This window comes from Bradyrhizobium sp. CAR08 (assembly GCF_052871955.1).
This window is the reverse complement of record NZ_JBIXJX010000029.1, coordinates 34,957-47,197: the sequence shown is the minus strand read 5'-3', so window position 1 is coordinate 47,197 and position 12,241 is coordinate 34,957. Positions and strand designations below refer to the sequence as shown.

The 12,241-nt window shown below is 57.7% G+C and carries 12 protein-coding genes; 8 read left to right on the top strand and 4 right to left on the bottom strand.

Annotation, left to right across the window (positions count from 1 at the left end; genetic code table 11):
- Nucleotides 1-121 precede the first annotated feature (121 nt).
- From ACIPUD_RS36565 to ACIPUD_RS36550, 4 genes are all read left to right on the top strand, one after another.
- Nucleotides 122-487, top strand: coding sequence for a response regulator transcription factor (locus ACIPUD_RS36565; RefSeq protein WP_446482603.1), 366 nt, complete (start codon nt 122-124; stop codon nt 485-487).
- The gene (locus tag ACIPUD_RS36560; RefSeq protein ID WP_446482602.1) at nt 484-1,245 is read left to right on the top strand and encodes a sigma-70 family RNA polymerase sigma factor; all 762 of its coding nucleotides are present in this window, start codon (nt 484-486) and stop codon (nt 1,243-1,245) included. The genes ACIPUD_RS36565 and ACIPUD_RS36560 overlap by 4 nt, the downstream gene beginning before the upstream one ends.
- Complete coding sequence (gene egtD, locus ACIPUD_RS36555) at nt 1,187-2,212, top strand: L-histidine N(alpha)-methyltransferase (protein WP_446482601.1); 1,026 nt, start codon at nt 1,187-1,189, stop codon at nt 2,210-2,212. The genes ACIPUD_RS36560 and egtD overlap by 59 nt, the downstream gene beginning before the upstream one ends.
- A gap of 323 nt (nt 2,213-2,535) precedes the next feature.
- Nucleotides 2,536-3,189 (top strand): TMEM175 family protein, encoded by a 654-nt coding sequence (locus ACIPUD_RS36550; protein ID WP_446482600.1) that lies wholly within the window; start codon nt 2,536-2,538, stop codon nt 3,187-3,189.
- 180 nt (nt 3,190-3,369) lie between these two features.
- On the opposite strand, the gene ACIPUD_RS36545 is transcribed toward ACIPUD_RS36550, so the two are convergent.
- From ACIPUD_RS36545 to ACIPUD_RS36535, 3 genes are read right to left on the bottom strand one after another with little or no spacing between them, the layout of a single operon-like run.
- Nucleotides 3,370-3,825, bottom strand: coding sequence for a VOC family protein (locus ACIPUD_RS36545; RefSeq protein WP_446482599.1), 456 nt, complete (start codon nt 3,823-3,825; stop codon nt 3,370-3,372).
- Nucleotides 3,826-3,871: 46 nt separating this feature from the next.
- Nucleotides 3,872-5,632: an MOSC domain-containing protein gene (locus ACIPUD_RS36540; protein ID WP_446482598.1), complete on the bottom strand. Its 1,761-nt coding sequence runs from the start codon at nt 5,630-5,632 to the stop codon at nt 3,872-3,874.
- 30 nt (nt 5,633-5,662) lie between these two features.
- A complete protein-coding gene (locus tag ACIPUD_RS36535; RefSeq protein ID WP_446482597.1) occupies nt 5,663-6,502 on the bottom strand; it encodes a DUF427 domain-containing protein in 840 nt (279 codons plus the stop codon).
- 646 nt (nt 6,503-7,148) lie between these two features.
- Here ACIPUD_RS36535 and ACIPUD_RS36530 point away from each other — a divergent pair.
- Together ACIPUD_RS36530 and ACIPUD_RS36525 are read left to right on the top strand one after the other, a co-directional pair.
- A complete protein-coding gene (locus tag ACIPUD_RS36530) occupies nt 7,149-8,009 on the top strand; it encodes an alpha/beta fold hydrolase (RefSeq protein WP_446482596.1) in 861 nt (286 codons plus the stop codon).
- 58 nt (nt 8,010-8,067) lie between these two features.
- Entirely contained in the window at nt 8,068-9,042 is a 975-nt protein-coding gene (locus tag ACIPUD_RS36525) for a zinc-binding alcohol dehydrogenase family protein (RefSeq protein ID WP_446482595.1), read from the top strand.
- Nucleotides 9,043-9,334: 292 nt separating this feature from the next.
- On the opposite strand, the gene ACIPUD_RS36520 is transcribed toward ACIPUD_RS36525, so the two are convergent.
- Nucleotides 9,335-10,216 (bottom strand): LysR substrate-binding domain-containing protein, encoded by an 882-nt coding sequence (locus ACIPUD_RS36520; protein ID WP_446482594.1) that lies wholly within the window; start codon nt 10,214-10,216, stop codon nt 9,335-9,337.
- 178 nt (nt 10,217-10,394) lie between these two features.
- Between ACIPUD_RS36520 and ACIPUD_RS36515 the strand changes: the two genes are divergently transcribed.
- Nucleotides 10,395-10,715, top strand: a complete 321-nt coding sequence (locus ACIPUD_RS36515) for a DUF485 domain-containing protein (protein WP_446482593.1) — start codon at nt 10,395-10,397, stop codon at nt 10,713-10,715.
- Nucleotides 10,712-12,235, top strand: coding sequence for a solute symporter family protein (locus ACIPUD_RS36510; protein ID WP_446482592.1), 1,524 nt, complete (start codon nt 10,712-10,714; stop codon nt 12,233-12,235). The genes ACIPUD_RS36515 and ACIPUD_RS36510 overlap by 4 nt, the downstream gene beginning before the upstream one ends.
- Nucleotides 12,236-12,241 lie beyond the last annotated feature (6 nt).

Here is a 12,241-nt window from a genome sequence, read left to right as displayed (position 1 = left end):
ATCGCCACTCGCCGACCCATACCAAGGTATGTACGGATCCATCATAACCGAGAGATTGTGACGGCGGTTGCGTAAACGCATGCTGGGTGCCCTATGCTATTTGCAATATGGGCTGCACTAGGTGACAAGCTCTCTCGTCGCGATCATAGACGATGACGAAGCGCTCTGCTCATCCCTCGTGGATCTGATGCGCTCGATCGGCTATCGCGCCGAACCGTTTGCGTCAGCAGAGTCATTCCTGAGATCACCCATGTCGTCCAGCTCGGACTGTATCGTCGCTGACATTAATATGCTCGAAATGAGTGGACTTACCCTCACCCGAAAACTGCGCGAACAAAACATCCTGACGCCGGTGATTCTCATCACAGCGCTTTCTGAAAAGCATTTGGAGGACGAAGCCAGCTCAGTCGGTGCCCAGCGTCTTTTCAGAAAGCCGTTCAACGCCAATGCCCTTCTTGAATGCGTCGAGAGGAGCCTGTCCAAATGAGCGCCCTGCCTGATGGGATAGTCATTTCCTCGAGAGCCTCCCCGCCGCATCGCCTTCGCAGAGCTGTAGGAAGCCCCCCAATTGAGCCGCCGAAGAAGACGAAAACAGCTTCGCAGGCCGAAACCGCGGATGGGCGCTTCAGGCGATGGGCTGGATTGATGGCAGCCGCGCAAGATGGTGATTGCCACGCTTACGAGCATCTGCTCAGAGAGTTAGACGTCTGGCTGCGTCGCTACTACGCGCGGAAGCTTCCGCACCCCGCAGCCGAAGATGCGAGGCAAGAGGCTCTTCTCGCAATCCATGCCAAACGACACACATACACACCGCCGAGATCGTTCGGTGCATGGGTCATGGCGATCGCACGCTATAAGTGGATCGATCGCATTCGCGATGCCTCTCGATTCCTCGCAGTACCGCTCGACGATGAAATCCCTATCGAGGATCACGGTGCAAGGACGATCGACGCCGCCGCGGTAGACGATCTGCTTGGCCGGCTGAAACCCGCGCAGGCCAGCGTAATTCGTCTTGTGAAGTTGAAGGGTCTGAGTATCGCAAGCGCATCTGGTGCAACCGGGCAGTCCGCATCCCTCGTCAAGATCAATCTCCATCGAGGGTTAAAGAAACTGGCTGCATTGGCCTCCTGCAACGTCGTTCAAGAACCGCAACGCGCCACCAAACAGAAAAGGTCTGAGACGAGTAATGCTTCGCTGCCAGAACAACAGACAGTCGCACCTTCAACATGTCGACCCAGCGTTTAGGGACGACGTGCTTCGAGGGCTCAGTGCTGAACCGCGGGCAATACCCGCCCGATGGCTCTACGATTCCCATGGCTCGGCGCTCTTCGAGGCAATTACAGCGCTACCTGAGTACTATCCAACCCGCATCGAGCGCTCCATACTAAGCTCTGCCATAGGCGAGATAGCAGCGCTAACCGGACCAAACCGCGCAGTTGTCGAGTTTGGATCGGGCTCCTCCGCCAAGACTCCGATCTTGCTGTCACAGGCAAGCCCCGTTGCCTATGTTCCGATAGACATTTCCGGAGAGTTTCTCAGAGATGCGGCGGCGGTTCTATCCGGTAAATTTCCTAAACTGCCGATTCATCCGGTGACAGCCGACTTCACGCGCGGATTTGCTCTGCCCGATGCCATTAATGGTGCGCCTCGGCTCGGCTTCTTCCCGGGTTCGACAATCGGAAACCTGGTGGTGCCTGCTGCAGTCGACTTGCTTCGGCTGATATCAACCAGCTTGGGTGCTGGATCAATGCTCCTGATTGGCATCGATCGAGTAAAACACCAAAGGATTCTCCTGCCTGCTTACGACGATGCAAAGGGCATAACGGCGGCATTCAACCTCAATCTCTTGCATCGAATCAATCGAGAGCTTGGCGGTTCGTTGCCTCTGGATCGCTTTGGTCATCTTGTGCGGTGGAATGATGCCGAGTCGCGCATCGAAATGCATCTCGAAGCCTCTCAAGACGTCCAATTTGAAATCGATGGCTCGACTTTCTCTATTGCTCAGGGCGAGACAATCCACACTGAGAATAGCCTCAAATACGGTTTGAGAGATGCGTTCGTGCTGCTGCGCGCCGGCGGCTGGACCCCAATCGCAGAGTGGGCCGATCAGGATGAATTCTTCTCTGTAATTCTGGCGAAGCAAGGAACCGTATTGTCGGCAAGTCAAGTCCGATCGACAAGAGAAATTCTTGACCAGAGAGAGATCGCATGAACTGCAATTGTCTTAGCGAATGGAAAAGCGTGCTGATCGATTTTCTGGCAGAGATGGATTTGAATAGGCGGATCGACATATCAACTTGCGATGCGCGATCAAAATGACACTCGGATTTTCGACGACGCTCTTGCCGCCCTGGAATGCGAGACTAAGGAGGTGGCGCCCTGTTGTGATGACGCTGCCATCGCTAGTCCCATTTGGGCGGTACTTTCCAGGCTCCTGCCCAGTTACCGGGCGACTGTCGCCTGGGTATAGACTATCGGTTCCTGGAGCTCGCTAGGTTCGAAGCCCGGAATGAGGCTACACCGAGGAGGAAAGAGATGATTACGCGAGAGCCGAAGCCGGACCGGCTGAACGCGTTCTCAGACGCAGTGTTTGCGGTCATCATTACGATTCTTGTGCTTGAATTGAGAGCGCCTCACGATTGGACACTGAAAGCTCTTGTTTCATTGTGGCCAAGCGCGGTCAGTTACGGAGTGAGCTATTTCTTCATCGCGATCGTTTGGATCAATCATCACCATCTGTTGCGCTACGCACAGATTGCGACAGGTCGCCTGATTTGGGTAAATTTCGCCCATTTGTTCTCGGTCTCGCTTATGCCGTTCTCAACTGCTTGGATTGCGCAAACCGAGCTTGCCGCAATTCCTGTTTCATTCTACGCGGGCGTTCTCGTATTCGTGAACGCGACGTACGTTCTGTTGTGCATGGAGGCCATCGACCGGCCTCAAAGAGAGGAAGTGCCGGGCGATGCACGGAAGACGATGCGTGTGCGCTCATTCATAACCCTTGGGCTCTTTGCGTCGGCTGGCATTCTCGCGCTCGAATATCCAGTCGGTGGCATGGTCTTGATTTGTGTCTGCCTGATCGTCTATCTTCGTCCTGAGGTAGGCATCGCCGTATCAAGTCGCGATCACTCGGATGTAGACGGAGACGACCGATCGCGGGCAGATGTTGAGGGACCGCCAATCGCTTAGCGCCAATTGTTCCTCGATCCAGACTGCGAAGCCGAAGGCGCGCCGGGCGGCGGCAAAGACCTGCGCGAGTGAACTGCTCGCGCCGCTCGGAGATTAAGCCACGCTCGAACTGCCAGTACAACGCTCTTCCAAAGCCGCCTGGCGGTGGCAACGATGCTTGAGAGGATCGACTATAATACATCAGGGATTGCGGTAACCCCGCTCCTGTAGCACCCAGCTGTTACCGTCCGGGTCCGAGAATTCGGCGAAGCTGGCATAGTCGCTGCGCGCAGGATCCAGCCCGGGTGCGAAGCGTCCGTCCCAGGCACCAATGGGGACCTTGTGCCGGATCTCGCTGACGTCGACCCCCCGCTCGAGCAAGCGACTCCGCGCATCCTGAAGATCGGCGACAACGAGATAGACGTTCCGAAGTGGTCCCGTCGGCGAATCGATCAGTCCGCGGCCGATCTGGATCGAGCAGTTGGAGCCCGGAGGAGTGAGCTGTGCAACACGGAACACGTCGTTCGGCGAATAGTCGACGTCGAGCGTGAAGCCAACCTGATGGGCATAGAACCGAAGCGCCCGATCGACATCGCTCACCCACAATGTGATCACCTCAAGTGAGAAATTCACGGCCGTTGTGCTGCTAGCGTTCATTGCGCCAGGCCTCCATTTTGCGCTTGAAATGCGTCGCCCTTGGGGGTCACAGATCGATGACGACGTTGAGCGTCGGTTGTGAGCAACAAATGAGAAGGTTGCCGTCGGCAGGCTTCTCGAGTGGCTCAGGTCCATAAACAACCGCACCCGAGACCAAACCGCTCTCACAGTTGTGACAAACACCGGCCCGGCACGACCAACGGACCGGGACATCGCACGCCTCGGCCAGTTCCAAAATACTCCGGTAGGCCGAGGCGTTCCAGTGTGCGGCGATACCACTTCGTGCGAACGACACCAGCGGACCAGTGTTGGCTTCGTGCTCAGGAAGGTGCGGAGCTCGCATCGCTACGCCAACGACACCGGGAGTCAAGGACTCACTGCCGTTGAAGAGTTCGACATGAATCCGCTCCGGTGCCATACCCATCTCCGCGAACACCTCCTTCATGTCGACCATGAAGCGAGCAGGTCCGCAGAGGTAGACCTCTGCCTGTTGCGGAATGCCGATTTCGTTGAAGACCGATCGCGACAGGTGCCCAATAGCATCGAAATTCTCACCCACCTTGTCGCGCGATCCTGGCCTGCTGTAGCAAACATAGCTGCGGCCGTGGGGGAGCGCACGCATGAGGCGGTGGACTTCGGCGGCAAACGGATGATGTTGTCCGTCGCGAGCCGCATGCAGCCAGAAGACCTGCACTGTCGAGTGGACCGCCGCCAGTGCGCGCAACATTGACAGAACAGGCGTCGCTCCTATTCCCGCGCTGAGTAGTACCACGGGCCGCTGCCCCGATTGTAGAACGAAGCTTCCTCGCGGCGAGCTGACGTCGAGAAGGTCGCCCGCTCGAACATGGTCCCGCAGATAGGTTCCAGCAACTCCGTTCGGCTCGATCTTCACGCTGATCTGATAACGTTCTGTCGAGACGGGACCCGAAAGCGAGTAACTGCGAAACAGCGGTGGTCCATCGTTCTGTGGAAGACGCAAGACGACGTATTGACCCGGCAGAGCCGGGGCCAGTGGAAGGTCGTCCGGATGCCGCATCAACAGCGAGAGGACATCCTCGGACTCCTGATCAATCGCAGCCACCGCCAGCGGCTGAAATCCCGGTGCAGTTGGATGCGCGGCCGCTACCGGCGCGAGCCCGGCATTGCCGCCTCGGGCGATAGTCGTTTTGCTTTGCAATAACGCCTCAAAGGATGCGCGCCACCCGGGCGAAAGCGCCTCGATCCGTAAGGCGCGCTCCAACCGGTCGCGCGCATGATCGGGCGAATAAAGAAGCGCGTTGATCTCTGCAACCGTCATTCGCTCGTTAGCCTCACCCATTTTGACGAGTTCGTCACCTGGGCCGACTTCGCCTTCCTGAAGGACGCGGAAGTAGAACCCCGGACGTCCGCTCGATGTGAGCAATGCCGGCATCCTCGGCTCGTTCATTCGAATGCCAACGCGATAGCAGGTCACGCGAGGTTGAGTGACCTCGAACAGTCCGCTGCCGATCCGATAACGGTCGCCAACGCAAACGGTATCGTCGGGCAATCCCTCAATCGTGAAGTTCTCGCCGAACTGCCCGTAGACGAAGTCGGTCCGCTTCAATTGCTCCTGCCAGTAGCAATACGATTCGATCTGGTAGACAAAGGCAGCCCGCTGCTCACCCCCGTGGCCTCCTAGGTCGCCTTGACCGTCTCCGTCCAAGTTCAACCGACCGACCCGACAGCGTCCAAGCACGGGATTTTTCCAGATCCCGGTGTGCACAGTGCGACCGTTCCACTCGATATCGCGCGGAAGTCCGACATTCACCGATAGCAGCCGCGCCATGTCTCCTCCGCTTTGATGTGGGCCGGGGCTCTAGCCGTTCGCAGTCGCTTCCGGACCGCCGCTCGGTGCTCGCTCCAGCTCGGCGACATCGAGGTTACGATCGGGACCGTGCGGAACCACCGTCTGGCCCGGCTCGAGGTGGAGCTGGGTGCCATCGAGATGCACTGTGACGATCTCCGGCTCAAACGAGACCAGGTTGGAGATGCGGCTAACCTCGGGGTAGGCTTCAGGATACGACCATGCTGCCTGGCGTGCGATATCGATAGAGTAGTAGCTGCAGAGCCCCTTGTACGGGCAGAACGTTTGCAGTTTCACGGGGGTGAGTGCGGACTCGTCGATGTCCGCCCGTGCGACATACCAGCGTGGCGCAAAACCGGACTCATACAGGACCACCGGCCGCTTGGTGTCGGCGATAATCCGCTCGCGATGGCGGACCACGAGGTGGCGGGAGGCCTGCCGAATGTCAATGCGGTGGTAGGGGTCGGCGGCATGACCCAGGACTCGTTCGTCCTCCTCGTAGAAGGCATCCATGGCCCGCCAGGCAAACGCGACCCGTGCCTGCAGCTCGCTTGCGTGGGCTGGCAGGTTCGTGTGCTGCCACGCGCCTCGCAGCGCGACATGTTGCTCGCCAGTCCGGACAGTGTACCAAGATGTCGGTCCGAAATCGGGATGTTGGGTCGCGTGCTCGGATCGCTCCAGGACGTGCGGGGCCACGTCGCTCTCCGGGAAATAAGCTACCGGATAACGACCGGGTTCGAACAGAAGCATGGCGCGCTCACTATCGGCGATCCACATTCCCCCGAAGCGCACGCGCAGTCGCCGGCGCAACCGTTCCACGTACAAAAGCCTCTCGGGCAGCGGCTCGGACAAGAGGAACCGGCCGATTGCTCCCGTTGAGAGCGGACCTTGTTGCCACGATAATCCCACTGCTCTCTCCTATAAACTCGATCATCGAGATCGGCGACATCCGAGTTCGGCGCTGCTCCCAGATCCCCTCGAACGCTGGTAGCCTCGCTTGCGCAATCCCACATGTCTATATTCGTGGATCCTCCAGGTTTGGTTACAGGGTTGCAGGCTGATTCTTAAGAAATTAGGGCTCGTGAACCCGCGAGAGAGGCTTCGATACGAACAGTGAGACGGCGGGCAATATGGGTGCCCGTAGTCGAGAGTTTAGGTGAACTCCGTTCTGGCCCGCAGCTGAAAAGAGTAGCTTCGAGAGTACCCGGATAGGGCCCTTCGGGACTTAGCTGCGCTTAAACGGCGCCAGGATCTGGTCGGGGGTCAGTTCTTGGGCCTCGGACGCCAAATAGGCTCGGACCCAATCTGATTTCAGTAGAACTTGCGCAAGGTGTAGCGCCGGCGCTTTTGGCACGTCCGCCCGCGCTCCCCCAAGTGGATAACTTTTTTGCGAGCCTGTAACCAAATCGAGTTGGTCCGCGAAAGTAGTGAGGTCAGATCCGTTCAGATCCGTTCAGATATGTGATGTGTTTTCGACTGGCCCTGAGGAGAGGCGCTCATGACAAAGGTTCATTACCGGAACGCTGATGTGAGCGGAGTCAAGGTCTTCTACCGCGAAGCGGGGCGGACCGATGCACCCGCTCTGCTGCTCCTGCACGGATTTCCATCTGCGGGCCATATGTTCCGTGATCTCATTCCAGCATTGTCGGAGCAGTTTCGTGTCGTAGCACCAGATTTACCTGGGTTCGGTCAGTCCGAACTGCCTTCTCGCGACAAGTTTTCGTACACATTCGATCAACTGGCGGAAGTCATCGGACGTTTCACCGAAATCACCGGACTGACTCGCTTTGCGCTTTACGTCTTCGACTACGGCGCGCCGGCCGGCTTTCGAGTCGCTGCTCGACACCCTGAGCGCATCACCGCAATCATCTCGCAGAACGGCAATGCTTATGAGGAGGGACTCAGCGATGGATGGAATCCAATTCGTGCCTATTGGCAACGGCCCTCTGAGGCCAATCGGAACGCACTCCGATCTTTCCTCGCTCCCGAGACGACAATCTGGCAATACACGCACGGTGTGTCTGAGACGGCCCACGTGTCTCCAGATGGCTATTCGCTCGACAACTTCTATTTGGCCCGCTCCGGTGCTGACGAAGTGCAACTAGACCTATTTGGCGATTACAAGAGCAACGTAGCGCTTTACCCAGTCTTCCAGGAATATTTCCGCAAGCACAAGCCGCCCTTCCTGGCAGTTTGGGGCAAGAACGATCCCTTCTTTCTTCCAATGGGCGCGGAGGCGTTCAAGCGAGACATTCCGGGCGCTGAAGTCCGTTTCTTCGATACTGGTCATTTTGCGCTTGAGACGCACTGCGACGAAATCGCGGCAGCGATACGCGAGTTTCTCTTGCGCCTAAAGTGAATCGATGGGTAGCCGCACGTTTGCGGATTTCAAGTCATCCGTTTTAGGGAGTTGTGTGATGCGCGCAATCGTTCTCGAAAAATTCGGAGGCCTCGACAGCCTGGTGATCAAGGAGATGCCAGAGCCTGAACCGAAAGCAGGATATGCCGTTATCCAGATAAAGGCGTTCGGCATCAATCATGCCGAGATGCATATGCGCCGGGGCGAATGGGCAGAGGCCGCTCCGGTTAGCGGCATTGAGTGCGTCGGGGTCGTTAAATCCTGTCCTGGCGGAGAATTTCGGATCGGCGCCAAGGTAGCGGCGTTGATGGGTGGACTCGGGCGTACGATCAACGGCAGCTACGCCGAATATACCCGCGCACCCGTGTCGAATGTTGCGCTGATCGACTCGGATCTACCCTGGGCCGAACTCGCGGCGATTCCAGAAACCTATGCTACAGCTTGGACCTGTCTGTTTCGCAATCTCGAAATCGAGAAGGGGCAATTGCTTGTCATTCGTGGTGCGACCTCCTCGTTCGGTCAGGCCGCGCTCAAGATGGCTGTCAACGCCGGAGCCCGTGTAATCGCGACGACCCGCAATCGCGATCGCTTTGCCATGCTTGAGAAACTCGGGGCCGAGCGGTGCGAGCTTGAGCGCCGCGATTTGTCGATGGTCATCCCCGAGGCCAAGCAGATTGCCGCCGTGCTTGACCTCGTGGGAAATACGGTCATGCTCGATTCCCTCGCCATGCTTCGGCGCGGAGGCCGCTCCTGTTTGGCCGGCTGGCTCGGCGGTCTTGATCCCATACCCGACTTCAACCCGCTCATGCAAATGGCTAGCGGCGTCTATCTGACCTTCTTCGGCAGCTTCGTGTTCGGTACTCCGGGCTTTCCGCTCTCGGATGTGCCGCTTCGGCAGATTGCCGCCGACGCTGCCGCGGGCCGGCTCGACGTAAAGCCCACGCGCGTCTTTCGCTTCGAGGAGATTCGTGAGGCGCATCGCGCCATGGAGGCGAACGAAGCCAACGGGAAGATGGTGGTTGTTCACGCCTAGAGTGGGGCTCCGCATCGAACGAAGTCTCAATTACAGGTATCGTACCCAGATTTCGGCATCGGCACAGTAACGGTGATTAGGTTTTTCTCGCGACTTCTGGTCTGTTATGCACGCTTCGAAAAGCGGCTGAACCCGGCGCGTAACAGGTGGCGACAAGCGAAACCGCGCCATGTGGACGTGATCGCAACGGCGGCCGCCACTCATCTGCGCGCTTGAGAGGCTGGCACTACTCCGCTGAACAATGAAGCCAAACGTCCACTAGCGACCTCGTGTTCTCCCGAACAATCGCAGTTCAGGCTGAGCCGATCGCGCTGGTCGGCGTTGAGTCGGCGAGGCTGTCCGCCAGATAGTTCGCGAGTTCGCTGACCACGCGCGAATTGCTGCGCCGACCGTGCGAGTAGACGAGTTCTACGCTCGGTAGATGCGGTAGTCTCAGTCCATGACGAACAACGCGCAAAGGGGGCGTCACTAAAGCGCGTGCAAGTACTGTGACACCGAGGCCTTCCACTGCAGCCGATTTAAGACAGTCGAAACTCGGGCTGACAAAACTGAGATGCCACGGCCGCCCGGATTCCTTCAGCGCAGCGACCGCGAATCGCCGATACGCGCAGCCCTCCGGAAACAAGATAAGGGGTACGGAGCTTAATGCGTCAGGCGAATAGTTCGGCCCGCTCGCCCAAACAAGTTGTTCGCGCAGCGCAACGACTCCGTTTTTGGCCCCGGTCTCTTGCTTGAAGAAGGCCAAATCGAACTCGCCGCGCGCGCTGCGCTTCATGAGGTTTTCGGATTGGTTGGCCTCTATTTCCAGCCCGACCATTGGATGCCTATTTTTAAATTGCGCCAGCCACGTAGCGAAGTTCCGCCCAAAGAAATCGTAAGGTACTCCAAGCCGTACGAAGCCCGTCAGCATATCATCCGACATCGATGTATAAGCTTCATCATTGAGCTGCAGGATGCGCCTTGCGTATTGTAGCAGCTTCCCGCCCTCGGAGGTCAGCTCGATGACGCGGCCCTTTCTGCGCACCAGTAGTCCTTTGCCTACCTGGGCTTCGAGTTTCGCTATTTGCTGACTCACGGTGGATTGCGAGCGGCCGATGCTATCTGCGGCTCGCGAGATACTCATGCCGTCCGCAACAACGACGAACGAACGAAGACAATCGATGTCGAAGTTCACCAGTTCCCTCCATAATCGGAGTTTGCGATACTCATCATCATGATTATTCATTTTGTCACTTAAACCGGATCTCGTACAGATGCCAATCCGATCTCGTTGCTTCAACCGGATAAACTCGAACGGAGGGCAAGGACGGAAAGAGCGCGCCTTAAGACGCGAGAACACGTAGGGGAGGACCATGGTTGACAATGGAACGTCGGTCGAGGCTGCACACGCCTCCATAAGGCTCTTGGTAGACGAGAAAGTCCGATATCTCGTTCCGATGACGATCATGTACATGACTTGTTACATCGGGCTGACCGTACTTGCCGCCTTGGCAAAGGGTTTCCTCGGGACGAAAGTCGTGGGTTCGGTCAACCTCGGCTTCGTTCTGATCGCTTTCAACTACGTGCTGTCATGGGGGCTTGCGATAGCCTACGGCTCTATTGCCCGCAATAAGTTCGATCCGCTCGCAGCGCGCGCCGCCGCCGTTTTCCGAGAAGGGGAGTTAGTGAAATGAGCACCACCCTTGGAATTTTCGCGCTCATATTGCTCATCACAATCGGGATCACCTACTGGGCCGCCAAGCGAACGGCGACGACCGGTGACTTTTATGCGGCCGATAGTGCACTGACTGCCGCCCAGAATGGCTTTGCCCTTGCCGGCGACTGGTGTAGTGCCGCCGCATTCTTGGGCTTCAGCGGACTTACCGCACTGTACGGAATGGACGGAGCGTTCTATGCCCTCGGTCCGCTCGTCGCGTTCTGCACGGTGCTTTTTCTCATCGCTGAACCGATGCGGAATACAGGTAAATATACTCTGGGCGATATTGTCCGTAGCCGAATGCAAACCAGAACTTCGCTTCTAGCCGTCATAGTGGGAACGATCGTCGTGAACTTTGCCTATCTGATGCCGCAGATGGCAGGCGCGGGAGTTCTTGTCCGGCTGCTCACGGGCATTTCATACGATTGGGCCGTCATCTTCGTAGGCGTCAGCATGATCATCTATGTCGCGTTCGGCGGTATGCTGGCGACTACATGGGTCCAGATCGTCAAGGCGGTTCTCATGATGAGCGCAGGCGCTATCATTCTCATGATGATCCTCTCGATGGTGAAATTCAATCCGCTGCTTCTCTTTGAGCAAGCGGAGAAGAAATACACAGCAAGTTATTTGCTGCCGGGCAATTACCTGAAGAACCCGTTCGACCAAATATCGCTCGGATTGGGCTATGTACTCGGCCTCGCAGGTTTGCCCCACGTCATGACGCGCTTCTATACGGTGCCGGATGCCAAGGCAGCGCGACGTTCGGTGGTCTGGGTCATGTTTCTCGCCGGAGTCTTCTTTGTTTGCACGACCATCTTCGGTTTGGCCGCCGCAGATTTTCTCAGTCAGGACGCTATCCGGGCTGCAGATAAGGGCGGCAATCTCGCGCTTCCCCTGCTTGCCGAATATCTCGGTGGAGGTAAAGGAAGCTTCGGCGGGGATCTCATGCTTGGCTTCGTTGCCGCCGTCGCCGTTGCGACCATCCTGGCGGTGGTTTCGGCTCTGACCCTATCAACTTCGAGCGCGATAGCCCATGATTTTTACGTTAACTGGATCAAGCATGGCCGTGTAGAAGGCAAACAGGAAGTGTGGATCGCGCGGGCGAGCGCCGTTCTGATCGGGGTGCTTGCGATCGCGCTTGGCATTCTCGCCCAGGGCGTCAACGTTGCGGTGCTGGTTATTCTGGCGATCTGCGTAGCGGCGAGCGCTAACTTTCCTGTGTTGGTGCTGTCGCTCTTCTGGCGACGATTCAATACAGGTGGCGTGATCGGCGGAATGACGCTGGGACTCGTATCGTCGCTGGTGCTAGCAATGATCGGGCCTGCGATGCGTGGCGCAGATGCGTTGTGGCCGCTCGTCAACCCAACGATCGTGTCGCTGCCGTTGGGCTTCCTCGGTGCCGTACTTGGCACATGGTTGGCCGGCCGCGACTTCGACAATGAAAAGCGCTTCGACGCATTCTCGTTCCAGGTACACACCGGCGCAGAACCGAAGTGAGCCCCG

Bases quoted from the DNA above. Each gene is read 5' to 3' on its own strand.
- ACIPUD_RS36560 (WP_446482602.1), top strand. From the start codon at position 484: ATGAGCGCCCTGCCTGATGGGATAGTCATTTCCTCGAGAGCCTCCCCG.
- egtD (WP_446482601.1), top strand. From the start codon at position 1,187: ATGCTTCGCTGCCAGAACAACAGACAGTCGCACCTTCAACATGTCGAC.
- ACIPUD_RS36550 (WP_446482600.1), top strand. From the start codon at position 2,536: ATGATTACGCGAGAGCCGAAGCCGGACCGGCTGAACGCGTTCTCAGAC.
- ACIPUD_RS36545 (WP_446482599.1), bottom strand. From the start codon at position 3,825: ATGAACGCTAGCAGCACAACGGCCGTGAATTTCTCACTTGAGGTGATC.
- ACIPUD_RS36540 (WP_446482598.1), bottom strand. From the start codon at position 5,632: ATGGCGCGGCTGCTATCGGTGAATGTCGGACTTCCGCGCGATATCGAG.
- ACIPUD_RS36530 (WP_446482596.1), top strand. From the start codon at position 7,149: ATGACAAAGGTTCATTACCGGAACGCTGATGTGAGCGGAGTCAAGGTC.
- ACIPUD_RS36525 (WP_446482595.1), top strand. From the start codon at position 8,068: ATGCGCGCAATCGTTCTCGAAAAATTCGGAGGCCTCGACAGCCTGGTG.
- ACIPUD_RS36515 (WP_446482593.1), top strand. From the start codon at position 10,395: ATGGTTGACAATGGAACGTCGGTCGAGGCTGCACACGCCTCCATAAGG.
- ACIPUD_RS36510 (WP_446482592.1), top strand. From the start codon at position 10,712: ATGAGCACCACCCTTGGAATTTTCGCGCTCATATTGCTCATCACAATC.